Origin of the sequence: Streptomyces atratus (assembly GCF_040655115.1) — a bacterium.
GTDB lineage: Bacteria > Actinomycetota > Actinomycetes > Streptomycetales > Streptomycetaceae > Streptomyces > Streptomyces atratus_D.
The window spans coordinates 11,257-36,808 of record NZ_JBFAJH010000016.1 but is presented as its reverse complement, the minus strand read 5'-3'; the positions used below and the strand labels follow the sequence as shown (position 1 = coordinate 36,808).

The window sequence follows — 25,552 nt, the reverse complement described above, 5'->3', positions numbered from 1 at the left end:
ACCGCACCCCGATGCCCCGACAGCACGGCCCGCACCGCACCCGTGGCCACCTCCCAGATGCGGACAGCACCATCCGTCCCGGTGGAGGCCAGCCAGCTGCCGTCCGGGGCGACCGCGCAGCCGGTCACCGCACCCCGATGCCCCGACAGCACGGCCCGCACCGCACCCGTGGCCACCTCCCAGATGCGGACAGCACCATCCGTCCCGGTGGAGGCCAGCCAACTGCCGTCCGGGGCGACCGCGCAGCCGGTCACCGCACCCCGATGCCCCGACAGCACGGCCCGCACCGCACCCGTGGCCACCTCCCAGAGCCGAACCTCCCCGTCGTCGCCCGCCGAGGCGAGCCAACTGCCGTCCTTAGAGACGGCGCAGTCCCAGACCCAGCCGAGGTGGCCGTTCAAGGTGGCCTGCAACGAGCCGGAGTCGACGTTCCAGATCCTGACCGTGCGGTCGAAACCGGCGGAGACGAGCCACCGGCCGTCTGGCGAGGTGGCACAACCGCGGACCGAACCGGTGTGGCCTTCCAGGGTGCGGCGCAGCGCCCGGTCGGGCCGGTCGGGAAGCGGCCAGAGCGGTGTCAGGTGAACTCCGGCCGGTTTGGCTGCCGCTACCGCAATGTGATCGCCCGCGGCCGTGCCGTGCAGACGGGACAGCAGGGTGTCGGCGAGGCTGGGCTCAAGCGGAACGAGCAGGTGCGCCGCCTGGCCGATAGCCTGGCGCAGTTCCCGCGCGACCGGCGCCTTGGCCAGGGCCAGATCCGCGTCGGCCGCCACTGGGCCGTAGCGCTCGATCCTGGCCAGCAGCCAGCGCAGGTCGCAGGCGAGCTCGGTCAGCTCTGCGGCTCGTTCGGCTTCGGCGAGGTGGTAACTGAGATTCCGCCACAGGTAGTCGGCGTCGTTGGGCAGCAGCCACCAAGCTGTGCGCTCCGGCCGGTCGACCCGAGAGGGTTCCACGAGTGATCGAGCCTCGTCGAGCAACGCCCGGTTCAATGCGGCCAACCCAGCAGGGCCCTGGTGATGGCGGAGGTAGCTCCGAAAGATGTCGTGCAGTCGCAGTGCCGGGCCCTGCTGCCAGGACCCGGTAGCGAGCCGTAACGAGACCAGCTTGACCCGCAACTGCTCGGCCGCGTTGCGGGTCAGCCCACCAGTGCCTCTCCACAGCAGGAACAGCGCCTCGCCGGGTACGTCGGTGTCCTCCGGGAAGATACCGAGGTCGAAGTAGCGTTCCCGTTCGTCCGGGCTCAGCAGATCGAGGCTCGCTTGAACGGTTGAGTCCACGGCCTTCTCCCGACTGTGCACGTCACCGAGGTCGAGGGCGGTCGGACCTTCGGCCGCCAGTCGGCGATTTACCCACGCACCCGCCTCCTCTAGCGTGGCCCCTTGCCGCTGGTACTCCATGACAGCCGCGTTCACCAGCGCCAGTAGCACCGGCCACCTGCCGGTCGACGCCAGCAGACGCTGCACCATTGCCGGGGACATGCCGCTCAGGCCGCCCGTCACTGCCTGCGCGGCCTCGGCGCGCTCCATCACGTCAACCAGCACCGACAGTGCTCCGTGCGGCAGCGCCGCTCGATTGCGGGTAGTGACCAGTCGTCGGCACCGGTGCCCGCCGATCAGAAACGGTCTCAGTTGCGCCGCCTGCCATGCGTCATCGATGACCAGGAGCATGTCGGGCCGTTGGTCGAGTTGGGCGCCGAGTTGGGCGCCAGCCAGCTCGGGATCGGACACCGTGGACGGCCTGCCCGCCAGCAGCTCATACAGGCCGTTGACCTTACTGGCCAGCTCAGTGCCGGTGACGTGCTGGCCGATCGTCACCCACAGCAGTCCGCCGGGAAACCGGTCTCTGATCACGGGATCGGTGCCGCAGACGTGGGAGGCCAGGGTGGTCTTGCCAAATCCGCCGGCACCTTCCAGCGCTGTGGTCACAGCGACAAGGTCCGCGTTCGGGGCGAGCAGGGCGTCCCGTAACGACCGGGCCAGCTCCGGCCGGTCGACCACCGGCCCGGCAGGCGGCGGAACCATCCACGGCCGTTCCTCGGCCTGGGGCTGCACTTCGCCGATGACGAGCGTGCCAATGATCCCGGTGTTGCCGATGTTGACACCGCCGGTGCTTTGCAGGCGGACGTCGCCGGACGACCGCACGGCGTCATTCCTCCCGGATGACTCAGGCTTCATGGCCACGCGGTTCGCCGCGCAAGGTGATGTCTCCTGCTACACCGGTGTTCACGATGTTCACCCCGCCGCTGTTGGCAAGATAGGCCGATCCGGTGCCGATCGCCTGCTTGCCCTGTGGTTGTGCTGTCGGCAGCGCGGCTTGGACCTGCTCGATCAGGGCCCGGATCTCCGCGGCAGCGTCCGGCCGTTCCTCCAGTAGATCGGCCAGCCGGGTGCGCCAGACGAGCAGCAACGCCTCTCGCACCTGGTCCTGGCGGTCCTCACCGGCTCCTTCCAGCTGCGCCGCGACCTCGTCGAGCCGGTTCGCCGTGACACGTTCGCGCTCGGCTTCACCATGCCCGAACAGCCTGAGAAAACCGTCTCGGGCGCCATTCCATGCGTCGGTCGCAGCAGCATTGACCAAAGCCAGTGCTCCGGACGATGCCAATGAGGCGATCAATTCGCCAGACATACTGGCCTCCTTCAGCCGACTATCACGTAACCGCCCTATGGTTACACGGGGTTGCATGTCGATCGCCCCTCGTTCAGAGTCATGGCTATGTTCACACCAAGGGACGGAACCCTGACCGGAACGTGGGTGGGCGAGGATCGCGCACTGTACTTCGTCCGTCACGAGGCCGGGACACTGTGGTGGGTGGGGCTGAGCGCCGACACACCGCTGGGAGCCGATGAGTTTCACCTCGGCCTCAGGTTCGCCAACGTCTACCGCGGCCGACTGATCGGCTCGACGGTGCTCGGTGAGTGGGCGGACACCCCGCGCGGCGACGTCCCGCAGAGCGGCTCGATGGATCTGAGCCTGGTGTCAACCGACGAGATAGGAAGGCTGCGGGAAACCGGCGGCTTCGGCTGCTCGATGTGGAACAGGACCGACCTGCCGACGAGGGTGGACGCCATCGCCGAGTTCACCGAGCAGTTCGGTGCCGGCGGGTCGAACGCCCGCGGACTGGTCGCGAGCGCGGAGTCCGTGGTCGCGCACGGCACTGTCGTCCGGAACCTCGCCGCGGAAGGCGACGACATCTCCTTCACTATCAAGCTCGACCGTCCGCTGCGAAGCCCCGGGGCGGCATGGCCGAACGTTCCGGAGCAACAGACCATGGTCTGCACGATCCTGGGGCGCACGCGATCGCCACGATTTCCCGGCTGGATGCAGCGCGACGGAAACAGCGTGCTCTTCCTCGACGGGCGCCCAGTCAACGGCGATGCCCCGGTGGCGCCGGACGGGTCGGCGCGGCTGCGTGGCCGCGACCTCCCGCCGGGTACCCAAGTACGAGTCTGCGGGTTCCTCGCCTCGCGTCCCACCCAGCCCGGGCAGGCAGACTCGTTCGCGGTCGGTCCGGTGTACTCGGTCGACATCGTCGCACCGGTGGCACGGGGGAGCCTCACCGGGATCTGGACCGCGGACGACGCAGGCACGTACTACATCCGACAGATCGGCGACAGCGTCTGGTGGCTGGGCATGAGCCACGATCAGGGCCGAACCTTCACGAACGCGTTCAGCGGGAGGGTTGCGGCAAACGGCGCGGAAAGCGTCATCCGTGGTGAATCGGTCGACGTGCCGCTGGGAGCCCGCCGGGACAGCGGTCCGATCAGCCTGCACTCCCCCGACGCCACGACGCTGACAGCGCAAGACGGGACCTCACGACGGTGGACAAAGGTCTCCGACCGCCTTGACCCATAGCCAGACGGCAGTACCAGCCGTCATGAGAATGGGGACACACAGGAAGGGCCATCTCCCACACGAGCGACATGCCTGATCGGAGAAACAGTATGGGGCTCACCGAGAAGCGACGCGAGACCGGCCCCGGCTCGACAGTGCTGGGTCTGCACTTCGGCCACGACGCAGCCGTGGCGGTCATCCGATCCGGGGAAATCGTCGCGTTCACGCTGTGCGAGAGGGTCAGCCGGATCAAGCATCGGCTCGGCCTGGACATGGACACTATCGGCGCGACGCTCAAGGCCGCCGGGCTCGGTCCCGGCGACGTCGACGTCGTGGCGGTCTCCTCCACGCAAGCCGTCGAACTCCTGGTGGACGACCCGTCACGGCTCGTCGTCCGGTACTGCGGCGAGGACGAGTTCGACCGCCCGTTCGCCGCACGGTTCTCCGGCCTGAGCCATGCGGAGATCGCGGCATCCGGAGAACGCACGCTGTTTCACATGCTGTCCGACCCGGACCTGTCGCAGAGCTATGTGGGCCAGGTCTTCGCGCAGATGACTCCGGGAGACCTACAGCGGACGGAATGCCTCTCCCGAGGGGTTCCCTGGCTGGACCACTTCTCGGTCGACGAGACCTGGCGAGTTCCGGTCGGCCTGCACGGGCCCTTCGATTCCCAACACCTCTCGGAGGATCTGAGACACGGCTTCCATACCCCGGTCGTCGTCACGATCGACGGCTTCCGGATACCGGGCTACGCCGTCCACCACCACTTGGCCCATGCCGCCTGCTCGTACTACCAGTCGAGTTTTCGCCGGGCTGCCATCCTGACCCACGACGGGTATTCCATCGATGAGGAACGGGTTCGGGGCCGCAGCTTCGAGGAACAGGCATGCAGTCCCGGAATGTATTTCTACGCCGAGGACGAAGCCATATATCCACTCATGCCCCACACACTGAACATCGGCTTCCTCTACCAGCACGTCTCCACCATGCTCGGTCTCGGCGTCCCCGGCGGGCCAGGCAAACTCATGGGCCTCGCCGCACACGGGCGACCGCAATTCTTCGATGAGCGGTTCGTAGGCAACTACCATGACTACCGGAACCGGTTCACCGATGTGGCGGCAGACTGGCTGCGGCACTGCGTCGACGCCGGTCGGCGTTCCGGTTACGACATGCAGCCGTACGGCCGGCCCACACAGGTCACCGCGCCGATCAACGTCGACATCGCGGCGAGCACCCAGTTGTTGCTGGAGCAGATCCGCCTGGCGGCGGCAGACTCGCTGCACAAGCTGCTGGTAGCGCTCGGCCGGGACACGAACAACCTCTGCCTGAGCGGCGGCACCGCGCTGAACTGCCCGTCGAACTCCCGCATCGCCTCGGAAGGCAGCTTCGCACGCGTCTTCGTTGAGCCGATGTGCGACGACGGCGGGATCGCCATCGGTGCGGCACTCGCCGTCTACCACAACGTCTTCGGCAACCCGCTGTCCGACAGCAGGCCGAGGTGCTCCAGCCCTTACCTTGGGCCGACGTACCACGAGGACGAGGTGGAGCGAGCGCTGGCCGAAGTGGCGAACCTGGTCGTCGTCGAACGGTGTGACGACATGGCCGTCCGCGCCGCGGAGGATCTCGTCCAGGACAAGCTCGTAGCCTGGTTTGACGGCCGCAGCGAGGCCGGTCCGAGAGCGTTGGGGCACCGGTCGCTGCTGGCCGATCCGCGGCCTGCCGACAACTGGCCGCGTGTGAACCGCGTCAAGCACCGCGAGCAATGGCGCCCACTGGCACCGTCGGTGCTCGAAGAACATGCAGTCAGATGGTTCGGGTCAGTGCCGTTGCCGTCGCCGTACATGCTCTTCAACGCCGAGGTCGACGCGCCGGGACTCGACGCCGTGACCCACGTCGACGGCACCGCACGCATTCAGACCGTCGACGCGACCAGCGGTGACTACTACCGGCTCATCAGCCGCTTCCACGAACTCACCGGGATTCCCGTCGTCCTGAACACCTCACTCAACGGCCCGGGGGAACCCATCGTGGAACGCCCGGCCGAAGCTCTCGAACTGTTCCTCCGCCAGGGCATCGACGTGCTCTACATCGCCGGCCGTCGGGTCACCCGTCCGCAGTGAAGGGTCACCTGGTGCGCGGCCGGCCGGCCGTCACCCGAGCTGGTCACGATGAGATCCGCTCAGTGGTACCGAGAGCAGGCGAGGGACTCAATGAACAAGACAGCCAGGAGCGCAATGCCCAGCCCGGACCCGTTGTCCAGGGTGATGGTCACTGGTGTTGGCGGCGCAGCGGGCTTCGGCCTGATCAAGACATTGCGGAACCGAGGTATCAGTATTGTCGCGCTGGACTGCGACCCGCTGGCTTCGGGGCTCCACCTACCGGATGTAGAACCCCACTTGACGCTGCCGGCGTCTGATGCTCGATACTTCGCTCAGCTCTCCGAGCTGGCGGAGGCGACCGCTGCCACCGCATTCGTTCCGACCCTGGACGAAGAGCTGATGGTGCTCGCATCTCGGGGGGATGAGCTGTGGCGGCTGGGACTCGCAACCTGGCTTCCGAGTCCCTCCACCGTTGAACAGTGTTTGGACAAGCTCCTCTTCTCCAAAGTCCTGAACAAGAACGGAATTCCCACCCCGGTCACCTACCTGCCCGACGAGATCGGCTCCATCGAGTCGGTGTCCGGACTCATCGTCAAACCCCGTACCGGGCGAGGCAGCCGGGACGTGTACCGCTGCTTCACTCTGAAGCAGGCATCTGCGGTCTGCGAACTCATACCGGCACCCATCGTCCAACCACTGCTCACGGGACAGGAGTTCACCGCTGACTGTCTTCGTTGGGGCGAGGGGCAGTCGGTGTGCGCTCTCCGAATGCGGGACCGGGTGAAGGGCGGCATGAGCGTGGCGGGCACGACTTTTCACGATCCCAGGGTGCTGAAGGCCGTCCGGGATGCGATCGACGCTGTCATGTTCGAAGGCCCGTGCTGCGTCCAGGGTTTCATCACCACGGACCCGCAGACGCCGGTATACATTACGGAGATAAATCCACGATTCGGTGGCGGTATCGTCCTGAGTGAGGCCGCCGGGGCTGACATCGTGGGCCGCTACATAGGCGTACTTGCCGGAAAGGACGTCGACCGCGATGAGATGCGCTACGCCTCGGGGGTCTCCATGGTCAGGTACTCGGAAGAGTACTTCCTCACATCAGCCACAGCCCGAGAGGGATCACTATGAGACCCGGAGGCGCCTACGCGGCCAAGAATGCGGAGGCGTTGGCTTTGCGGCACGAGAAGGCCGTGCTGCGCCGCCAGATCGCGCGAGTCCCCCACGAACCCGCTGACCGGATCCGGCTCGCCCTCCTGTCCCGGCTGGTACCGCATTACCGCTGGTACCAGAGTCTTCGCCGTCACTCCGACGAGTCTATTGGCCAGGCACCGGAGGCTCGTCGCCCGCGAGTGGACCTATCCCGCGGGCCACTGGCCGGGTCGGCCTGCTACCGCAGCCACCGTCCGGCAGTTGATCGTGCACCTGGCCCGGGAGAACAGCACCTGGGGCTACTCACTGCGGTTCCTCACCCGCGACCGGGAGCGCACGGCCAACCGCTTCAACACCGTTCAGGACCGTTCAGGCCCAGGAGGAGCAGCGCGGCGCGTACGGCCATCCCACTGCAATCCGCCGTACAGCCGGGGTCTGACGTTCAAACGACCTTGACGACATGCGGGCCGATGCTGACCGTGACGTCGACGTGGCTCCCGAGCGCTGCTGCGTAGGCGCGCAGGGTCTCCAGCTCCATGACTTCGATGTCGCCGTTCTCGATCTGGGAGATCCGCGACTGCGACACTCCCCCAAGTGCGGCGACCTCAGCCTGGGTCTTGCCCACCAGCTTGCGCAGCCCTCCCAAGTGGAAGCCGGCAACCTGGGCATCTGCCCGCGCCCGCATCTGCGGGTCGGCCGGCTCACCCGCTGACCAGCACGTAGATGATCGCGGCGAACACCGCCTCGTCGTCGATGTTCACGACCCCGCCACCCTGTCGGCCTCACACGGGCCGGTGGCAACAAGGGCTTGGCGATCTCCCACAGCCCGTCCGGAACGATCCAGCCCTCACCCAACGCTGCCCATGCCTTCCTCAACGACCAACCACCATGTAGGACACGGTCTTAGCTCAGGCCGGACCCGCGCTGGCCGCGGCCGGCGTCGCCGGCGTGATCGGTGTAGTGCTTCGATCCCTGTCCACGGCTGGCAGCGACCGGGTCCTCGCCCTGTGGATGGCGTGCGCGCCTCCGCCTCGCGGCGAGGCGCCGGGAGGCGGGGCGGGGTGGGGCGGGGTGGGGCGGGGTGGGGCGGGGTGGGGCGGGGTGGGGGCGGCTGCGGGGTTTCGGGCTCTCAGCGTCTGGTGCGTTCACCAAGGTTGAGGAGGGTGTAGAGGAGGAGGGAGGAGGCGAAGCCGACGGCCCAGCCGTAATCGGCGAGGGGCTTGAGGAAGGGGATGAGGCCGTCGGTGGGAAAGGGGCCCTGTGCCATGCCGTTGGCGTCGATAGTGGAGTAGGAGCCGCCGATGGCGAGGACGCCGCCGACGAGGAGGGCGAGGACCGCGCGCAGGTTCCAGCCACCCGTGTACCAGTAGCGGCCGGCAGGGCTGTACAGCTCGTCCAGTGCCAGTTCGGTGCGGCGGATCAGCCAGTAGTCGGCGATCAGGACGCCCGCGACGGTGCCGAGCAAGCCGCCGACAACGCCCAGCCAGGTGAAGATGTAGACGTGCGGGTTGGCGATCAGTTTCCACGGCATGATGGCGATCCCGACCACGCCCGTGATCAGCGCGCCGGTACGGAAGTTGATGAAGCGCGGCACCAGGTTGGCGAGGTCGTACGCCGGGCTGACGACGTTGGCCGCGATGTTCACCGACAGGGTGGCGACCAGGACCACGAGCAGGGCGAAGAGGGTGCCCGCGACACTGTCCATCTTCGCGGCGAGCGCGATCGGGTCCCAGATCGGGGCGCCGTAGACCGCCTGCGAGCCCGAGGTGACCAGCACCGAGAGCAGCGCGAACAGCGTCATGGTGGTGGGAAGACCCAGGGCCTGGCCACGCATCTGGGCGCGCTGGCTGCCGCCGAAACGGGTGAAGTCCGGAATGTTGAGCGACAGCGTGGACCAGAACCCGATCATGCCCATCAGGGCCGGGAAGAACACCTTCCAGAAACCGCTTCCCCACCCCAGCGCCGACGGCTGCGACAGCAGCGGACCGAACCCACCCGCCTTCACCACGATCCACACCAGCAACGCCAGCGCACCCACAATCACGAACGGCGCGGCCCAGTTCTCGAACCGCCGCAGGGTCTCCATGCCCCGCGCGATCACCGCGATCTCCAGCGCCCAGAACAGACCGAACGACAGCCACAGTGTCCACGGCTGCCCGGCGACCTGACCAGCGGTCTGCCAACCGCTGCCGAAGAGCTTCCCGGCCAGCAGGAAGATCCCCTCGCCGCCGATCCAGGTCTGGATACCGAACCAGGCACACGCCACCGCCGCCCGAATCAGCGCCGGCAGATTCGCACCCCGCATCCCGAACGACGCCCGCGCGAACACCGGGAACGGAATCCCGTACTTCGTCCCCGCATGCCCCGTGAGCAGCATCGGCACCAGCACGATGAGGTTGGCCAGCGCGATGGTGAGGACCGCCTGCTTCCAGTCCATGCCGAGCGCGACCAGACCCGAGGCCAGGGTCCAGGACGGAATGTTATGAGCCATTCCCACCCAAAGACTCAAATAGTTGTACACACCCCAGGTACGTCTCTCGACGGGCACCGGCGCCAGATCGTCGTTGGCGAACCGGGCATCGTCCAGGACGACCCCCTCGGCGAGGGCGACGCGGCCATCGGGATAGGTCTGCTGGATCGTGGACGTCTCGGGTATTGACGGTGCGCTGGAGGACATGAAGCCACCTCGGTTCGCGGAGTCTCGTACAGGGGAACGCGACCTCCCCGAGAGCTCGGCACTGGGCCCTCGGGTCATACGAAGGAGCCGGACGCCAGTCAGCCCCTGGTGCTGCTCGCGGAAAAGAGGCCAAGGCCACAGGCGCCGGCTCGGCCAGATGCAACGGCAGCAGCCCACGGCGACAGGCCGAACCCGGACGAACCGGACCCTGCACCCCCCACCTGGCGAGCACCTCCACGAACCCGCAGGTCAGCGCCCCGTGCCCATGTTCGTGTTTTCTCTTGCGCGATACAGAGGGCGGCGAAGTTGTACGTGGTCCAGTTACGCCGCTCCAGGGGAACGGGCAACAGGTCCGCGTTGATGAAGCGGTTGTCCACGGGGACCGCGCCGGGGGCGAGTTCCACCCGGTCCGGCGGCGCGGACATGCGGTCCCGCGGTGGGGTCGGTGGAGTGGGTGGGACGGTGGACGTCATTGCGGCTGGACCCTTCGCTCGGGAGCGGTGCCGTGCGGGGCTGGGGAGGGGGCGCGTACAGCCGTGGGGGGAGGCGCGGGTCAGGCGGACAGGGCGGGGATGATCTCGGAGCCGTACGCGTCGATCGTCGCCTCGCGCGCATCGTGCATGTTGTAGACGGCGAACTGGTCGACGCCCAGGTCGCGCAGCGCCCGGAGCTTCTCGATGTGCGCCTCGGCGGGGCCGAGGAGGCAGAACCGGTCGACGATCTCGTCGGGGACGAAGGCGGTGTCCGGGTTTCCGGCGCGCCCGTGGTGGCTGTAGTCGTATCCGGCACGCCCCGCGATGTACTCGGTCAGTGCCTCGGGTACCAGGCCGGAGTGTTCGCCGTACCGGGACACCAGGTCCGCGACATGGTTGCCGACCATGCCACCGAACCAGCGGCACTGCTCGCGGGCGTGGTCGAGGTCGTCGCCCACGTAGGCGGGGGCGGCGACGCAGATGGTCACGGAGTCCGGGTCGCGGCCCGCCTCCGCCGCCGCGTCCCGCACCGCCTTGACCATCCACTCGGTGAGGAACGGGTCGGCGAGCTGCAGGATGAATCCGTCGGCCTTCTGTCCGGCGAGGGCGAGGGCCTTCGGACCGTACGCGGCCATCCAGACAGGCAGTCTGCCGTCCTTCACCCACGGGATCTGGACCGGCTGCCCGTCGACGGTCGCTTCCCGGCCTTCGGCGAGGTCCCGGATGACGTCGATGGCCTCGCCGAGGCGGGCCAGGGTGTTGGGCTTGCGTCCGGCGACGCGCATCGCGGAGTCGCCGCGGCCGATGCCGCAGACGGTGCGGTTGCCGTACATGTCGTTGAGGGTGGCGAAGGTGGAGGCGGTGACCTCCCAGGTACGGGTGCCCGGGTTGGTGACCATGGGTCCGACGACGAGGCGTTCGGTGTGCTCGAGGATCCGGCTGTAGATGACGAACGGTTCCTGCCAGAGCACCGCCGAGTCGAAGGTCCAGCCGTAACGGAAGCCGTTGCGTTCGGCGCGGCGCATCAGGCCCACGACGGCCGAGGCGGGTGGGTCGGTCTGGAGGACGAGTCCGAAGTCCATGACAGGTGCTCCTAGTCAAGGTATTGGCTGGTGGCGCGCGGGGTGTACATGCCGTGTCCGGCCCGACCGGTGAACTTCCGCTGGTCGACGACGACTTCGCCGCGCGAGAGCACGGTCTCGACCTGCCCGGTGATCCGCCTTCCCTCGTACGCCGAGTAGTCGACGTTCATGTGATGGGTCTCGGCGGAGAGGGTGTGCTCGGCGTGCGGGTCGTAGATGACGACGTCGGCGTCGGCGCCCGGGGCGATGGTGCCCTTCTTCGGGTAGAGGCCGAACATCCGGGCCGGGGAGGCGCAGGCGATCTCGATCCACCGGCGGCGGGAGATGTGGCCGTCCACGACCGCCTGGTGGAGGAGGTCCATCCGGTTCTCCACGCCGGGCATGCCGTTCGGGATCTTCGAGAAGTCGCCGCGGCCCATCTCCTTCTGGCCGGAGAAGCAGAACGGGCAGTGGTCGGTGGAGACGACCTGGAGCTCGTTGTTCCGCAGGCCGCGCCAGAGCGCCTCCTGATGCTCCTTGGGCCGCAGCGGGGTGGAGCAGACGTACTTCGCGCCCTCGAAGTCCGGCTCGGCGAGGTTGTCGGTGGAGAGGAAGAGGTACTGCGGGCAGGTCTCGCCGAAGACCGGAAGTCCCTTGTGGCGGGCGGCCGCCAGCTCGGCGACAGCCTCGTCGGCGGAGACGTGCACGACGTACAACGGGGATCCGGCGACGCGGGCGAGCTGGATGGCACGGTGGGTGGCCTCGGCCTCCAGCGCCACCTTGCGGACGTCGCCGTGGTAGCGCGGGTCGGTGCGGCCCGCGGCCAGCGCCTGTTCGACGAGGACGTCGATCGCGATGCCGTTCTCGGCGTGCATCATGATCAGCCCGCCGTTCCCTGCGGCCCGTTGCATGGCGCGCAGGATCTGGCCGTCGTCGCTGTAGAAGACACCGGGGTATGCCATGAACAGCTTGAAGGACGTGACGCCCTCCGAGACGAGCAGGTCCATCTCCTTGAGCGAGGACTCGTTCACATCGGAGAGGATCATGTGGAAGGCGTAGTCGATGGCGCAGTTGCCGTCGGCCTTCGCGTACCAGGCGTCAAGTCCTTCGCGGACCGCGCGCCCCACGGTCTGGATGGCGAAGTCGACGATCGTGGTGGTGCCGCCCCAGGCGGCAGCCCTGGTCCCGGTCTCGAAGGTGTCGGCGGCGTAGGTGCCGCCGAACGGCATCTCCATGTGCGTATGCGCGTCGACACCGCCGGGGATGACGTACTTGCCGGTGGCGTCGATGGTCCGGTCGGCGCTCCAACTCGTGGCTGCGTCGGTGCCGTGCGCGGCGAGCGCGGCGATGCGGCCGCCCTCGATGAGTACGTCGGCGTGGAGTTCGTCGGACGCGGTGACGACGAGGCCGCCGTGGATGACGGTGCGGCTCATGTCCCCCTCCTCGTGGTGGCGGAATGGGTCTACGCACGTAGACAAGGTGCGTGGTGAAGAACGTAGAAGTGGGTTACCCACTGTGGCAATACCGCTGCGGCTAACCGCTGAAGACGTTTCCGTTTCCGGGCATGACGTACACCGTCGGCCCAAAGCCGCCGCCACGCCACGTCGTATACATCGGTACGGGGGCGGGGGGCGGCAGGTGAGCCGCCCGTCGCGGCCGGCCACCTCGGGTGAGCGCATGCGCGCCCCTCGCCGCCACGGCCTCGGCGCGCATGCCGTCGTTCCGTCGGACGGCCGCGGCGGGTCGGCACCGACATCCGGGGAGGCGTGAACGACATCGCTGTCGCCGAAGACGCCACGGTCCGGCGATCGACCAGCGCGGTCCGATCATGCTGCCGGACCATCACGAAGGTGACAGCCACGAGTGCTTCGCGCAATACCGTCGCACCTCCGGACGGGCCGTCGCGGTGTGGGCCACGCGCGGCAGCGGCCCCGGAAGTCCGTCGTGCGGGCGGGGTACGGGGCGTGGCCGACGGGCCGTTCGGCTCCGCGCTCCACGGCGCCGGCAGCGGATCGCCCGCGGCGACCCCGACTCCACCGTCGTCCACCTCGACGAGGTCGACGGCGCCGGGCACGCCTCCGGCAGCGCGAGCGATGCCCATCTCAAGGCGCTCAACACCGTGGACGGACAGGTCGGCCGGCTGCTCGACGCCGTCGCCTCCCGGCCGACGTACGCCAAGGAGAACCGGCTCGTCGTCATCACCGCCGACCACGGCCACACCCCGACCGGTGGCCAGGGCGACAACACACCGCTGGAGCGCGGCACCTTCGTGATCGCCCGCGGCCAGGGCGTCAAGCCCTGTTCCGTACGCAACGACGTCAAGATCACCGACATGCCACCGACCGTTCTGCGCCACGAGGGCGTCGCCACCGACGCGGCCTGGAACCTCGACGGCCTCCGAGCTGAAGCCGGACGCGTTCGACGCGCCGCGCGACTCGCTCCGTACCCCCGTCGACGAGACGAAGCTCCCTGCCGACACCAAGGACTGACCGAGCCATCCGACCGGCCGGCCGGACCCCGCGCCTCCGCGGGGTCCGGCCGCGCTCCTCCCCGCCGGGTTCCCGTGTCAGTGGCCATCGGCAGGCCCGCAGGCCCGGCTCCTGAACCGGTTGGCGGGGCGCAGTGGCGGCCGAGCTGCACAGGCACGACCGGGCCGGCCCGCCCACCCCCGTCGCGTCACCCCACCGCCCGCAGCGCGTCGGCGAGGATCTCCGCGCCCTCCTCCGCCTCGGCGACGGACAGCGACAGCGGCGGGGCGATCCGGAGCGCGCTGGTGTTGTGCCCGCCGCCCTTGCCGATGAGCAGCCCGCCCTCGCGAGCCGCTTCGAGCACAGCGGTTGCCGCCTCCGGGTTGGCCTCGTCCGTGCCGGGTTTCACCAGCTCGATGCCGATCATCAGGCCCCGGCCGCGCACCTCCCGCACGCACTCCGAGCCCGCGCCGATCGCCCGCAGCCGTTCGATGAGCAGTCCGCCGACGCGTCGGGCATTGCCCTGGAGGTCGTGTTCCATCAGGTACGACAGGTTGGCGAGGCCGGCCGCCATGGTGACCGGGGAGCCGCCGAACGTCGAGATGGAGTTGGCGTCCAGGCAGTTCATGACGTCGGCGCGGGCGACGACGCCACCGATCGACATGCCGTTGCCGATGCCCTTGGCGAAGGTGAGGATGTCCGGCGGGCCGTTCCGGGAGTGCGCCTGCCAGCCCCAGAAGTGTTCGCCGGTACGGCCCCAGCCGGTCTGCACCTCGTCGGAGATCCAGAGGATGCCGTGTCGGTTCAGGACTTCGCGGAATGCCGCGAAGAGGCCGTCGGGCGGGGAGGTGAACCCGCCGACGCCCTGGATGGGTTCGGCGATCAGCGCGGCCGCGCCGCGGGTGTGCCCGAGCAGGTCCTCCAGATCGGCCACGCACGCCTTGATGAACTGTGCGTCGCTGAGTTCCGCGTACGGGCCGCGGGTGCGGACCCCGCCGTGGACGTACAGGGTCTGCAGCGGGGACAGACTGGTCGGCGACCAGGCCTTGTTGCCGGTGATGGCGACGGCCGAGAACGACCTGCCGTGGTAGCTGTTGCGCATCGCGAGGATCTGGTTCGACCTGCGGTACGTGGTGGCGAGCAGCAGCGCCGTGTCGTTGGCCTCGGTCCCCGAGGTGGTGAAGAAGACCCGGGCGTCGGGGATGCCGGAGAGCGTGGCGATGCGCTCGGCGAGTTCGACCATCGGCCGGTTGAGGTACAGCGTCGAGGTGTGGATGATCCGCCCGGCCTGCTCGGTGACCGCCTTCGTCACCTCGGGCAGCGCGTGGGCGGTCATCGTGGTGAGGATGCCGCCGAAGAAGTCGAGGTAGCGCCTGCCGTCCGCGTCCCAGACATGCCGGCCCTCACCGTGGGTGATCTCCAGCGGATGCCGGTAGTAGAGCGCGAGCCATTCGGGGCTGACGGCGAGGTGGCGGTGGTGGAGACTGCTCACGGCTCCACCAGTCCCTCGTACGCGTCGGGGCGGCGGTCCCGGTAGAACGCCCACTGCTGGCGCACTTCGTCGATGAGACCGAAGTCGAGGTCTCGGACCAGGAGTTCCTCCTCCTTGTCGCTGGCCACCTCCCCGACGAACTGTCCGCGCGGGTCGACGAAATAACTGGTTCCGTAGAAGTCGTTGTCGCCGTACTCCTCCTGGCCGACGCGGTTGATCGCGGCGACGAAGTACTCGTTGGCCACGGCGGACGCGGGCTGTTCCAGCTGCCAGAGGTAACTGGAGAGGCCGCGCGAGGTCGCGGACGGGTTGTACACCAACTGGGCACCGTTGAGTCCGAGTTGACGCCATCCCTCGGGGAAGTGCCGGTCGTAGCAGATATAGACACCGACCTTGCCGACGGCGGTGTCGAAGACCGGCCAGCCGGCGTTCCCGGGTTTGAAGTAGTACTTCTCCCAGAACCCCTTGACCTGCGGGATGTGGTGCTTGCGGTACTTGCCGAGGTACGAGCCGTCGGCGTCGATCACCGCGGCGGTGTTGAAGTAGAAGCCGGACTGCTCGATCTCGAAGACCGGCACGACGATCACCATGCCCGTCTCGCGGGCGAGTTCCTGCATCCGCCGAACAGTCGGCCCGTCCGGAACGGCCTCGGCCCAGCGGTAGTGCTCGGGCTCCTGCACCTGGCAGAAGTACGGGGCGTTGAACACCTCCTGAAAGCCGATGATCTTCGCCCCCTGCCGGGCGGCGTCGCGAGCATGCTCCTCATGCTTGGCGATCATGGATTCGGTGTCGCCGGTCCAGGTCGCCTGGACGAGTGCGGCGCGTACGACGTGGGACATGAGCTGCTCCTTCGACGCGGCGTCAGAGAGCCTCTACGCGTTTTCTACGCACGTAGATTCGGTGCATGGAGGAGAACGTAAGCCCCGTCACACGGCGGGGCAAGACCATTGCCGTGAACCGGCTGAGTCGATCATGTTTCCTACCCGTGCGGTCCACACTCTCTCTTCATTCCCCGAAGGAGAGCAGATGCCACGCCGACAGACGCGGCCCGGCACGGGAAGCACGTACGGGTGATCGGCTCATGGACCGTGCTCCCCGCCGTGGCCATGGTGTTCGCCGTAACGGCGTTCAAGGACAGCGCCCTGCCGGCAGTCGTCGCCGCCCCGGTCCCCGCCGGCGCCTCCTCGATGTGCTGCGGGCCGTCGTCGGGCCAAAGATCGTCGACAGGTTTCCGCGGGTCAGCCGGGCACGCCCGCGATGCCCGCGACCCGCAGTGCGTGCAGCAGGTCCCACTCCCGCTCAGGAGACACCGCACGGGCGGCGGCCAGCAGTTGCGGCACGAGCTGATGGGGATCGCCCTCCGCGATCCGGGCCGCGTCCTCCGGGGTGTGTACGCGGACGAAGGCGCTCATCAGCGCCTGCGCCTCCGGTTCGAGACCCGTCCGCTCCAGGGCCAGCACCGCGTCGGCGATCTCCGCTGCGGGCCGCGCCACCCCCTGGCGCAGCACCTGCCCGCAGTCGTCGCTGCGTCCCGCCGCGGCCAGCGCGCCCGCCGCGGCGGCCAGTTCGACGGGAGGAAGCGACGAGACCTCCCAGAGCAGGGTCGCCCAGTCGGCCGCCAGCCCCGACCGGTGCAGCTCGTCGGCGAGCAACGGGAGCCGGTCCGCGGGCCAGCCCGCCGCCTCGCACAGGACGACGTGGGCCTCGCCGCTGCGGCCCTCGGTGCGCAGCCGGACAAGCCTCTCCACGGCTTCGGTGGCGGCGCTGCGCGCGGCCGGGTCGGGGGCGGCCCGGGGCGATGTACGGGCTCGGGCATCGACATCGTCCCCGGTCGGCGCGCCGCCGAAGCGCGCACCGCGCGGACCGGCTGCGGTGGCGGGCGGGACGGGCAGGACGGGCGCGGCCATGGGGGCGTCGAGGCCGGTTTCGTCGACGTCCAGTCCGGCGAAGCGGGCGCCGCGCGGCTTCTTACGCCTGGGGGCGGGCAGCGGAGCAGGGGAATGCGCCGGAAGTTGCTGCTCCTGGGAAGCGGCGGCGGGAACGGGATCGGGGGCACTGCGGGGTCCGGGCACACGGGGCGGCTCCGGCCGCTCCCCCGCCCCTCGCGACTCCTCGGCCCGGAACCAGCCCTGCGGCACCGTCACGGCCGTCAGCCGCTTGCGCAGCTCCGTGCAGCGGGCGGAGGCGCGCGCGTGGTCGTCCTGGGCCCATGCCAGAGCCTGCTCGTCCGGCGCCGGTGTGCCGCTCGGCCCGGCCGCACGCAACCGCCGGGCCGCGTGGGCCTGCTCCCTGAGCATCAGCTCCAGCCGCTCGACGAGTGCCTGTCGTCCGCCCGGCCGGCGGTCGTGGGCGGCGGCCGACGCGGAGTACAGGGCGGCGGCGCGTACCGACTCGCGCTCCGCGAACCCCGTGCCGCGTTCTCCGGCCAGATCCTGGAGCAGCGACTCCACCACGTCCCACGGCGGGATCTCCGCCCCGTCGAGGCAGGCCCGCATTCCCTCGGGGTCGCGCCGGCAGAACACCCCGTACCAGCCGCGCCCGGGGTCGAGCAGAACCGTGAGACGCTGCAGATATCGCGCGAACTCGGCTACTTCCTCAGCACATTGATCCACCGGCACCGCCGCCCTCACCCACCGTCGACCGGAACCTTCCAGTCCGCAGGCATTCGACCGCAGGCGTGTTACGGGACGGCTACGCCCGCTTTTCGACTGGGGTGCGGTCGGCGCACAGCCGGAGGCGTGCACGCCCCCGCAGCCGCCGTTCAGAAGCTGACGGCGATCCCGGTGTGCGGCCGCTTGCCGAGGCGTACGACCATGGCCGGCCAGTCGACCAGCCAGAATTTCCAGGTGTACTTGCGGGCCAGCATCCCGCGTACGGCACGCGTTTCCGCCTCGTCGAGCAGCCGCGCCGTGCCCTCGGCGCCCGGCGCACCGTCGGCGATCCGGCCGCGCACGTCGCAGACTGTCACCGTGACGCGGTTGTTGTTCCGGATCCTTCGGACCTTCCACGAGTCGCTCCGGGTCCAGATGAACAGCTCCTCGCTGTCGGCCGCCACCCACACGGGCGTGGCGACGGGCGTGCCGTCCTTCCGGTACGTGGTCAGGCTGACGTACTCGCTGCGGTCGAGGTCCTGGAGTGTCTGAGAAGTCACGGGCGTGAGCCTACGCGTCCCGTCAACGGTGCGCGTGGGCCTCGCGCGCGCTCACCGGCTCCGGAAGACGCTCCCGGGTCCACGGGCAGGCCGTGTCGAGCGGGCCGAGCAGGGAGCGGCCCAGCGACGTCAGCCGGGACCCCGCACCGGCAGATACCGCAGCACGGTGGGCACGGTGCTCGACGGCACCGGGCACATCTCGCACCCGGACCTGGCGATCGCCCCGCCCGACGAGATCGGCACACCGCGCCACCACCGCGTTGAGGTGGCGGTCGCCGACTGAGCAGGGGCCGGATCCACGCCCGGGGCTGCCGGGTGCCAACCCGGCGCTACCCGGCCAGCGGGAAGGCCGTGTCCGGTTCCTCGGCGCAGCGGATCAGCAGATCGTCCATGGAGAGGCCGAGCGCGCCGGCCAGTGCCGCGACGGTGAAGAACGCGGGGGTCGGGGCGCGACCGGTCTCGATCTTGCGCAGCGTCTCGGCGGAGATTCCGGCGCTCGCGGCGATCTCGACCATGCTGTGCGCGCCTCGCGCCTCGCGGAGCAGACGGCCGAGCCGTTCGCCGCGCAGGCGCTCTTCCGGGGTGAGGGGCGTTCGTACCATGCCGGCATTCTAGCGCCACCGTTATTCTCATACCGACGGTATTCTCATACCGCTTCAACCGGTATAGTAATTGGCATGGTGCAGCTCAAGACAGATACATCCATAGAGGCGATGCGCGAGGCCGGGCGGGTCGTGGCCCAGCTCCTGACAGCCGTACGGGAAACGGCGGCGGTCGGTGTGTCGCTCCGCGAACTCGACGAGGTGGCGCGCGAAATACTGCGCGAGGCGGGTGCCGGGTCGCCGTTCCTGAACTACAGGCCGCACTTCGCGCCCACCCCGTTCCCCGCGGTGATCTGCGCGTCCGTCAACGACGCGATCGTGCACGGCATCCCGACCGACCAGCGGCTGCGCGACGGCGATCTGGTCAGCATCGACGCGGGCGCGACGCTCGACGGCTGGGCCAGTGACTCGGCCGTCAGCTTCACCGTCGGCCGCGCCCGGCCCGCGGACACCCGGCTGATCGACACGGCGTTCGCCGCACTGGAGGCGGGGATCGCGGCGGCGGTCGTCGGCAACCGGATCGGGGACATCGCGCACGCGATCGGAACGGTCTGCCGGACTGCCGGATACGGCATTCCGGAAGGGTTCGGCGGCCACGGCGTGGGCCGGTCCATGCACGAGGACCCGGCTGTCCCCAACGAGGGACGACCGGGCCGTGGCATGCCGTTGCGGCACGGAATGGTGCTGGCGATCGAGCCGATGCTGATCGGCAGCGGGCATGACGCGTTCCATCCGGACCGGGACGGCTGGACGCTGCGCACCTCCGACGGCAGCCGAGCGGCGCATGCCGAGCACACGGTGGCGATCACGAATGCGGGGCCCCGCGTCCTCACCGCCCTCTGAACCACCCGGCCCCATGTCCCCACCAGGACGACGGGGCTGGTCCGTGGCATCATCCGGTCACGAACCAGCCCCGCGGTCAATTTATTGACGCTCCATCATGTTCAGTCGCTCGGCGTCACGACCATCGCGGATCCGCCGCCGCGCCGCACCTTCTCCGCCGCCGCGAGCCACCGCCCGTCCGGCAGCCGCTGCACACCGGTCGCCGCCCCGATCTCCGGGTTCAGCTTGAAGGCATGGCCGAGCGACTCCAGTTCCGCCCGCAGCGGGCTGTTCCACAGCCCGGGTTCGAGCTCGGTCGTCGGCGAGTTGCGCTGACTGGCCCGTGGCGCCGCGATCGCATCAACGAGCGGAAGACCGCGGTCGACCGTGCCGATGAGCGACTGCAGCACCGTGGTGATGATCGTCGCGCCGCCCGGCGAGCCCAGGGCCAGTACCGGCTTCCCGTGCTTCAGCACGATCGTCGGCGAGATCGACGACCGCGGCCGCTTGCCCGGACCCGGCAGATTCGGGTCGTGCACCGCCGGGTTGGCGGGCGCGAACGAGAAGTCCGTCAGCTCGTTGTTGAGCAGATATCCGCGCCCCGGCACCGTGATGGCGCTGCCGCCGGTCTGCTCGATGGTCAGGGTGTACGCGACGACGTTGCCCCACTTGTCGGCGGCCGTCAGATGCGTGGTGTTCTCCCCCTCGTACGTCGTCGGGGCGGCCGTTCCACGGTTCGCGCAGTCGGCCGGACGGCGCGGGTCGCCGGGGGCGAGCGGACTGGTCAGCACCGCGTCGTCCTTGATCAGGCACTCCCTCGAGTCGGCGAACCGCCGACTCAGCAGTCCACGCGTCGGTACGTCCTCGAACGCCGGATCGCCGACCCATCGCCCGCGGTCCGCGAACGCGATCCGGCTCGCCTCGATGTAGCGGTGCAGGTACTGGGCCTCGCTCGCCCGTGAAAGGTCGGTGGGCTCAAGGATGTTGAGCGCCTCGCCCACGCTCGTACCGCCGGACGAGGACGGCGCGATGCCGTACACGTCGAGCCCCCGGTAGCCGACCTTCGTCGGGGCCTGCCGCAGGGCACGGTAGGAGCTCAGGTCCTTCGCCGTGAGGTCGCCGGGGCGCACCACCCGGCTCGCCTTCGGGTCGACGGGCGGATTGCGGACGGTCCGTACGACGTCGTCGGCCAGGTCGCCGCGGTACAGTTCGTCGATGCCGTCGCGGCCGACCTTCTCGTACGTACGCGCAAGGTCGGGGTTCTTGAAGACGGATCCGACCACGGGCAGTTGCCCGCCCGGCAGGAAGAGCTTCGCGGTGTCCGGGAAGTCGGCGAACCGGGCCTGGTTTCCCTCGGTCTGCGAACGGAACGTGGAGTCGACGACGAAGCCGTCCCTGGCGAGGCGCTCGGCCGGCTTCAGCAGCCCGCTCAGTGGCTTGCTGCCCCAGGCGTCGAGCGCGGTGGCCCAGGTGGCCGGGGTGCCGGGCGTGCCGACGCCCAGGCCACTGGTGACGGCGTCCGCGAAGGCGAGGGGCTTGCCGTCCTCCAGGAAGAGGGAGGAGTCCGCGCTGCGCGGCGCGGTCTCGCGGCCGTCGATGGTCTCCACGGTGTGCTTCTTGGCGTTGTAGTAGACGAAGTAGCCGCCCCCGCCGAGGCCCCCCGAGTACGGCTCCGTCACGCCGAGCGCGGCCGCGGTCGCCACGGCGGCGTCCACGGCGTTGCCGCCGTTGCGGAGCACCTCGATCCCGGCGGCCGTGGCGTCCGCGTCGACGCTGGCTACGGCGCCGCCGTAGCCCACGGCGACGGGCGACTTGGGGGGCGGCGCTATCGGCAGTGCGGACGAGGACGGTGCGGCCGCCCCGACCGAGACGACAGCGGCGAGAACACCCAACAACGAAATATTTCGCGCGACGGAACGTCGCATGCGCACCTCCAGTGAAGGATCGTCCGCGCAGGGTAACTCCGCCTCATACGTCTCGTCAGGACCGAAGTGAACATGGATCCGAATCACCGATACCATGCCCGCCCATGACTGACGACGTACGCAACATCGTGCTCGGCGTCATAGCCGCCGGCATCAGTGCCGCCCTCGGCTGGATCGCCCGTACCTACCTCTGGCGCCGCAAGCTCCGCCGCAAACAGGCGTTCTTCGGACTGCCCGGGAACTCGGAGTGCCTGCTTGTCGTCAACCGCGACGCGGGCGGCGACGGCGCCGTCCACCGCCACGACGTCTACGCCCTGCTCGAACTCTCCGCGCTGATAAAGGACTGCTCGGCCCACGCGCAGATCCTCTCGCACGACGTCACCCAGCAGGGCTTCGGCGAGCGCACCGAGTTCTGCGTCGGCGGTCCGGTCTCCAATCGCCGGATGGCCGCCCATCTGCATTCGCTTCTGCCGGGCGTGAAGGTGAACACGGATCCGGAACCGGGCCCGGACCGCGGCGCCTTCCAGGTCGGCACGGAGCGCTACCGGGCGGAGAAGGGTGTCGCCGAGTACGTGGTGCTTGCCCGGTTGACGGCCGATCAGGAAACCCGTCCGGTCTTCCTGTTCTGCGGACAGCAGGCGGTCACCAATCAGGCGGCGTCGCGCTATCTGGCCCGCAATTACGAGAAGCTGTCGCGCAAGCACGGCACCCACACGTTCTGCCTGCTGCTGAAAGTGGTCAACTCGCAGGCGTACGGGCCCGATGTGGTAGAACTGGTGGCGGACGTGACACGGGCGGCCCAGACGCCCGTACCCGCGCCGCGCACCTCGCACCGCGCGTCGAGCTGATCCGCTGCGACGTCGGCCCGACCGGGCCGGTCCACACTGGTGCAGCCCGCACCGGGCCGGATGAAGCCCCGACACCTGGTGGAACCCGCCGTCGAAGGTCACCGGCCCACCGCACCCGGACAACGCCCTGATCAGCGTGATCGGCTTCGAACGCCCGGACGGCGCTCCGGCCCCGGCCGGGGCGCCCCCGGCCGGACGATCTCGTCCCGAGTCCACCCGGGGGGCGGTCAGACGGTGCAGTGGGCGGGCCCGACGGAGCCATCGGTGCCGGACAGCGTCACCGCCGCGCCCGGATCGGGCACGCCGGAGTGGACTGCCGTGCAGATCAGCTGCTGCTGGGCGAGTCCGGAAAGTCCGGTAACAGGGCCGTCCAGCCGGACCAGCACCCCGCTCCGAGTCACGGCCATGCTCAACCCGACACGGCTCCGGGGGAGTTCCGTGGCCATTCCGGCATCCTGCTCCGTTCTGGAGGGGCCCTCGAAGAGCAGGACGAGCGCCTTGCCCGACGAGCCCTTCAGATCCCCTGTACCCGAGGACGCGGTCTCCGTCGGTATCTCGATCTGCCGTACGACGGGCAGCAGCATGCCCGGGGAGGACGAGGAGACGAAGTACAGCAGTGTGCCCTCCCGGCTCCCCGCAGCCACGTCCACGGTCGCCGGATCACCGACCTCGACCACGTCCGAGGCCCGGATGCCGCACCCGGTCGCCGGCAGCGCGAACACCATCAGCGCGACCAGGGCGCGCAGCCGCCTCACATCCCCTCCCGGGGCAGCTCGACGGTGAACACCGCGCCGCCGGACGGGATGTTGGCGGCGTGGACCGTGCCACCGTGCAGCCGTACGTTCTCCTGCGTGATCGCCAGACCGAGTCCGCTGCCCGCCGACCGGGTTCGTGCCGCGTCGGCCTTGTAAAATCGGTCGAAGATGTGCGGCAGCACGGCTGCCTCGATCCCGGGACCGCTGTCCGCGACCTCCGTCACCAGCCGGTCCCTTCCGTCCCGCCGCACGGTCCACAGCCGTACGGAGACGGGCTCGGCACCGTGCCGCAGCGCGTTGCCGACCAGGTTGGCGACGATCACATCGAAACGCCGCGGGTCGAGCACGGCCCTTACGCCTTCCGGGAGTTCGGCGGCGACCCGGCCCTCCCACCGTCTGCTCTGCAAGGTCTTGCGGATCGTCTCGGCGACATCGACCTCGTCGGAATGAAGGTCCGCGGCCTTCGCGTCGAAGCGGGAGATCTCCATCAGGTCCTCGACCAGTGTGGCCAGCTTCCCGGTCTCCGCGCTGATCAGCCGCACGGCTGCCGCGGTGTCGGCGTTCAGGTGCGCGGCGTCCTCGTCCAGGACCTCGGTGACGGCGAGCATCCCGGCGAGCGGGGTGCGCATCTCGTGCGAGACGTCGGAGGCGAAGCGTCTGGCCCGTTCCTCCGCCTGCCGGAGCTCCTCCACGGACTGCTGGAGCTTGGTGGACGACTCGTTGAACGTCCAGGCCAGATCTGCGAGTTCGTCCGAGCCCTTCACCTCGATACGGGTGTCGAGCTCGCCGCGGCCGATACCGGCGGCGGCCCGCCGCAGATCACGTACCGGGCGCAGCACACTGCGGGCGGCGAGCAGTGCGGGCACCAGCGCGATGAGGAGGGCGGGCAGGGCGCCGTCGCGGGCCGCGGTGACCATGGCGCTGACATTGGCCTCCTCCGGGAGGAGCGGCATCACGGCGTAGAGGACGAGCCCGGTGGGCTGACGCCCCTCGCCCCGGTCGAACATCACGGGCATCCCGATCGTCAGCCAGGGTCTGCCGTCCTTGACGACCCGCTGGAACGAGGCGTGCTCGGTGTTCCGGGCCGCATCGCGCAGTTCGGGTGTGATCACGTTGGAGACGGGCCGGTCCGAGGACGAGACCTTCAGGTCCGCGTATTCGGCGAAGACGATCCAGGTGTGCGGCTTGCCCTCGCGGGCGAGGGTCTGGCACATCGTCCGGAGCCGGGTCGCATCGACGGGCAGGGACACCGTCTGCGCGGTGATCCGGTCCCGGAACTGCGCGACCGCCGTGTCCTGCGCCTGCTGAAGGATCGCGGACCGGGCCTCGCGGTAGGTCAGGGTCGCGGTGGTGACCGCGCTGATCGCCGCGACCAGCAGAAAGGCGGATACGAGGCGGATGCGCAGGCCGAAGCGGGCGGCGAGAAGCTTCATTCGAGCGGCCCGAACCGGTAGCCGAAGCCACGGACGGTCTGGATGTAGCGGGGGCTGCCCGCCACGTCCTCGATCTTCTGCCGCAGCCGCCGCACACAGGCGTCGACGAGCCTCGCGTCGCCGTGGTAGCTGTGCTCCCACACGTATTCGAGGAGTTGCTGCCTGCTGAAGACCTGCTCGGGCGAGGCCGACAGGTACAGCAGCAGCTTCAGTTCGGAGGGGGCGAGCAGGAGTCGCTCCCCCGCCTTGGCGACGGACAGCCCGGCGCGGTCGACGGCGAGTTCGCCGTGGAACTCGATGCCACTGCGCCCGACCGGCTCGGCGAGCCGTCGCAGCACGGCCCGGATCCTGGCCTCGATCACCTCGGTACGGGCGGGTTTGACGATGTAGTCGTCGGCCCCGGCCTCCAGCCCGACGACCACGTCGAAGTCGTCGCCGCGTGCCGTGAGCATGATGATCGGCAGCTGGCTGGACTCCCTGATGCGACGGCAGACCTGGACGCCGTTCATGCCGGGCAGCATCAGATCCAGCAGGACGAGATCCGGCCGGAACTCCGCCAGCGCACCGAGTCCCGCCTCCCCGCTCTCCACGGCCCGCATTTCATGCCCGCGCCGACGCAGCCCGAGCTCGACCCCTTCCCGTACGGAGGGGTCGTCCTCGATCAGAAGCACACGCGGCATGGCACCAGTATCCCCACGATCACGATCGAACCTGTCCGGCACATCAGGCCCCTCCGGCAACGGAGGACGGGGCGGCAGCCGGA

The 25,552-nt window shown here is 69.3% G+C and carries 20 protein-coding genes and 2 pseudogenes; 6 read left to right on the top strand and 16 right to left on the bottom strand.

Translation table 11 applies throughout. The features are described from left to right. Both AB0I23_RS19325 and AB0I23_RS19320 read right to left on the bottom strand, forming a co-directional pair. The coding region (locus AB0I23_RS19325) for an NB-ARC domain-containing protein (protein WP_359110695.1) at window positions 1-2,141 on the bottom strand (2,141 nt) is incomplete at its 3' end. A gap of 22 nt (window positions 2,142-2,163) precedes the next feature. Then, a complete protein-coding gene (locus tag AB0I23_RS19320) occupies window positions 2,164-2,625 on the bottom strand; it encodes a hypothetical protein (RefSeq protein ID WP_359110694.1) in 462 nt (153 codons plus the stop codon). An 87-nt stretch (window positions 2,626-2,712) separates the two neighbouring features. On the opposite strand from AB0I23_RS19320, the gene AB0I23_RS19315 reads away from it, so the two are divergent. The 3 genes from AB0I23_RS19315 to AB0I23_RS19305 all read left to right on the top strand — a co-directional run bounded on the left by AB0I23_RS19315 (window position 2,713) and on the right by AB0I23_RS19305 (window position 7,061). Then, window positions 2,713-3,852, top strand: a complete 1,140-nt coding sequence (locus tag AB0I23_RS19315) for a hypothetical protein (RefSeq protein ID WP_359110693.1) — start codon at window positions 2,713-2,715, stop codon at window positions 3,850-3,852. Between the two features lie 89 nt (window positions 3,853-3,941). Next, window positions 3,942-5,951: a carbamoyltransferase C-terminal domain-containing protein gene (locus tag AB0I23_RS19310; protein ID WP_359110692.1), complete on the top strand. Its 2,010-nt coding sequence runs from the start codon at window positions 3,942-3,944 to the stop codon at window positions 5,949-5,951. Window positions 5,952-6,041: 90 nt separating this feature from the next. Then, complete coding sequence (locus AB0I23_RS19305; RefSeq protein ID WP_359110690.1) at window positions 6,042-7,061, top strand: ATP-grasp domain-containing protein; 1,020 nt, start codon at window positions 6,042-6,044, stop codon at window positions 7,059-7,061. A gap of 463 nt (window positions 7,062-7,524) precedes the next feature. Here the strand turns inward: AB0I23_RS19305 and AB0I23_RS19300 are convergent, their stop codons facing one another. From AB0I23_RS19300 to hydA, 5 genes and pseudogenes are all read right to left on the bottom strand, one after another. Then, entirely contained in the window at window positions 7,525-7,767 is a 243-nt protein-coding gene (locus AB0I23_RS19300; protein WP_359110688.1) for a helix-turn-helix domain-containing protein, read from the bottom strand. Window positions 7,768-7,786: 19 nt separating this feature from the next. Further along, window positions 7,787-7,937: pseudogene (locus tag AB0I23_RS19295) on the bottom strand (transposase); the annotation flags it as partial. A gap of 274 nt (window positions 7,938-8,211) precedes the next feature. Then, entirely contained in the window at window positions 8,212-9,759 is a 1,548-nt protein-coding gene (locus AB0I23_RS19290; protein WP_359110686.1) for an NCS1 family nucleobase:cation symporter-1, read from the bottom strand. 553 nt (window positions 9,760-10,312) lie between these two features. Continuing rightward, complete coding sequence (locus tag AB0I23_RS19280; protein ID WP_359110685.1) at window positions 10,313-11,314, bottom strand: TIGR03842 family LLM class F420-dependent oxidoreductase; 1,002 nt, start codon at window positions 11,312-11,314, stop codon at window positions 10,313-10,315. Between the two features lie 11 nt (window positions 11,315-11,325). Then, window positions 11,326-12,726 (bottom strand): dihydropyrimidinase, encoded by a 1,401-nt coding sequence (hydA, locus tag AB0I23_RS19275; protein ID WP_359110682.1) that lies wholly within the window; start codon window positions 12,724-12,726, stop codon window positions 11,326-11,328. A 278-nt stretch (window positions 12,727-13,004) separates the two neighbouring features. On the opposite strand from hydA, the pseudogene AB0I23_RS19270 reads away from it, so the two are divergent. Then, window positions 13,005-13,511, top strand: a pseudogene (locus AB0I23_RS19270) (alkaline phosphatase family protein); the annotation flags it as partial. Between the two features lie 458 nt (window positions 13,512-13,969). Here the strand turns inward: AB0I23_RS19270 and AB0I23_RS19265 are convergent. The 5 genes from AB0I23_RS19265 to AB0I23_RS19245 form a co-directional block, all read right to left on the bottom strand. Further along, window positions 13,970-15,253 carry an aspartate aminotransferase family protein gene (locus AB0I23_RS19265; protein ID WP_359110680.1) on the bottom strand — a complete coding sequence of 428 codons (1,284 nt, stop codon included), beginning with the start codon at window positions 15,251-15,253 and terminating at the stop codon, window positions 13,970-13,972. Further along, the gene (locus tag AB0I23_RS19260; protein WP_359110678.1) at window positions 15,250-16,092 is read right to left on the bottom strand and encodes a nitrilase-related carbon-nitrogen hydrolase; all 843 of its coding nucleotides are present in this window, start codon (window positions 16,090-16,092) and stop codon (window positions 15,250-15,252) included. Before AB0I23_RS19260 ends, AB0I23_RS19265 begins: the two co-directional genes overlap by 4 nt. Before the next feature lie 399 nt (window positions 16,093-16,491). Then, the gene (locus AB0I23_RS19255; protein ID WP_359110676.1) at window positions 16,492-17,871 is read right to left on the bottom strand and encodes a hypothetical protein; all 1,380 of its coding nucleotides are present in this window, start codon (window positions 17,869-17,871) and stop codon (window positions 16,492-16,494) included. 143 nt (window positions 17,872-18,014) lie between these two features. Further along, window positions 18,015-18,404, bottom strand: a complete 390-nt coding sequence (locus AB0I23_RS19250; protein WP_359110674.1) for a PPOX class F420-dependent oxidoreductase — start codon at window positions 18,402-18,404, stop codon at window positions 18,015-18,017. Between the two features lie 329 nt (window positions 18,405-18,733). Beyond that, a complete protein-coding gene (locus AB0I23_RS19245; RefSeq protein ID WP_359110672.1) occupies window positions 18,734-19,006 on the bottom strand; it encodes a helix-turn-helix domain-containing protein in 273 nt (90 codons plus the stop codon). 75 nt (window positions 19,007-19,081) lie between these two features. On the opposite strand from AB0I23_RS19245, the gene map reads away from it, so the two are divergent. Beyond that, window positions 19,082-19,849, top strand: a complete 768-nt coding sequence (gene map, locus AB0I23_RS19240; RefSeq protein ID WP_359110670.1) for a type I methionyl aminopeptidase — start codon at window positions 19,082-19,084, stop codon at window positions 19,847-19,849. 101 nt (window positions 19,850-19,950) lie between these two features. Here map and ggt read toward each other — a convergent pair whose 3' ends face one another. Next, the gene (gene ggt, locus AB0I23_RS19235; RefSeq protein ID WP_359110668.1) at window positions 19,951-21,753 is read right to left on the bottom strand and encodes a gamma-glutamyltransferase; all 1,803 of its coding nucleotides are present in this window, start codon (window positions 21,751-21,753) and stop codon (window positions 19,951-19,953) included. 104 nt (window positions 21,754-21,857) lie between these two features. Here ggt and AB0I23_RS19230 point away from each other — a divergent pair, with 104 nt between their 5' ends. Continuing rightward, window positions 21,858-22,601: a hypothetical protein gene (locus tag AB0I23_RS19230; protein WP_359110666.1), complete on the top strand. Its 744-nt coding sequence runs from the start codon at window positions 21,858-21,860 to the stop codon at window positions 22,599-22,601. Window positions 22,602-22,828: 227 nt separating this feature from the next. On the opposite strand, the gene AB0I23_RS19225 is transcribed toward AB0I23_RS19230, so the two are convergent. The 3 genes from AB0I23_RS19225 to AB0I23_RS19215 are packed head-to-tail and all read right to left on the bottom strand — an operon-like array spanning window position 22,829 to window position 25,469. Further along, window positions 22,829-23,356: a hypothetical protein gene (locus AB0I23_RS19225; protein WP_359110665.1), complete on the bottom strand. Its 528-nt coding sequence runs from the start codon at window positions 23,354-23,356 to the stop codon at window positions 22,829-22,831. Then, window positions 23,353-24,789: a HAMP domain-containing sensor histidine kinase gene (locus AB0I23_RS19220; RefSeq protein WP_359110663.1), complete on the bottom strand. Its 1,437-nt coding sequence runs from the start codon at window positions 24,787-24,789 to the stop codon at window positions 23,353-23,355. Before AB0I23_RS19220 ends, AB0I23_RS19225 begins: the two co-directional genes overlap by 4 nt. Next, window positions 24,786-25,469, bottom strand: coding sequence for a response regulator transcription factor (locus AB0I23_RS19215; protein WP_359110661.1), 684 nt, complete (start codon window positions 25,467-25,469; stop codon window positions 24,786-24,788). The genes AB0I23_RS19220 and AB0I23_RS19215 overlap by 4 nt, the downstream gene beginning before the upstream one ends. Between the last annotated feature and the right edge of the window lie 83 nt (window positions 25,470-25,552).

Excerpts from the sequence above, each read along its gene's own strand:
- AB0I23_RS19320 (WP_359110694.1), bottom strand. The coding sequence starts at position 2,625 with ATGTCTGGCGAATTGATCGCCTCATTGGCATCGTCCGGAGCACTGGCT.
- AB0I23_RS19315 (WP_359110693.1), top strand. The coding sequence starts at position 2,713 with ATGTTCACACCAAGGGACGGAACCCTGACCGGAACGTGGGTGGGCGAG.
- AB0I23_RS19310 (WP_359110692.1), top strand. The coding sequence starts at position 3,942 with ATGGGGCTCACCGAGAAGCGACGCGAGACCGGCCCCGGCTCGACAGTG.
- AB0I23_RS19305 (WP_359110690.1), top strand. The coding sequence starts at position 6,042 with ATGAACAAGACAGCCAGGAGCGCAATGCCCAGCCCGGACCCGTTGTCC.
- AB0I23_RS19300 (WP_359110688.1), bottom strand. The coding sequence starts at position 7,767 with ATGCGGGCGCGGGCAGATGCCCAGGTTGCCGGCTTCCACTTGGGAGGG.
- AB0I23_RS19290 (WP_359110686.1), bottom strand. The coding sequence starts at position 9,759 with ATGTCCTCCAGCGCACCGTCAATACCCGAGACGTCCACGATCCAGCAG.
- AB0I23_RS19280 (WP_359110685.1), bottom strand. The coding sequence starts at position 11,314 with ATGGACTTCGGACTCGTCCTCCAGACCGACCCACCCGCCTCGGCCGTC.
- hydA (WP_359110682.1), bottom strand. The coding sequence starts at position 12,726 with ATGAGCCGCACCGTCATCCACGGCGGCCTCGTCGTCACCGCGTCCGAC.
- AB0I23_RS19260 (WP_359110678.1), bottom strand. The coding sequence starts at position 16,092 with ATGTCCCACGTCGTACGCGCCGCACTCGTCCAGGCGACCTGGACCGGC.
- AB0I23_RS19245 (WP_359110672.1), bottom strand. The coding sequence starts at position 19,006 with ATGGTACGAACGCCCCTCACCCCGGAAGAGCGCCTGCGCGGCGAACGG.
- map (WP_359110670.1), top strand. The coding sequence starts at position 19,082 with ATGGTGCAGCTCAAGACAGATACATCCATAGAGGCGATGCGCGAGGCC.
- ggt (WP_359110668.1), bottom strand. The coding sequence starts at position 21,753 with ATGCGACGTTCCGTCGCGCGAAATATTTCGTTGTTGGGTGTTCTCGCC.
- AB0I23_RS19230 (WP_359110666.1), top strand. The coding sequence starts at position 21,858 with ATGACTGACGACGTACGCAACATCGTGCTCGGCGTCATAGCCGCCGGC.
- AB0I23_RS19220 (WP_359110663.1), bottom strand. The coding sequence starts at position 24,789 with ATGAAGCTTCTCGCCGCCCGCTTCGGCCTGCGCATCCGCCTCGTATCC.
- AB0I23_RS19215 (WP_359110661.1), bottom strand. The coding sequence starts at position 25,469 with ATGCCGCGTGTGCTTCTGATCGAGGACGACCCCTCCGTACGGGAAGGG.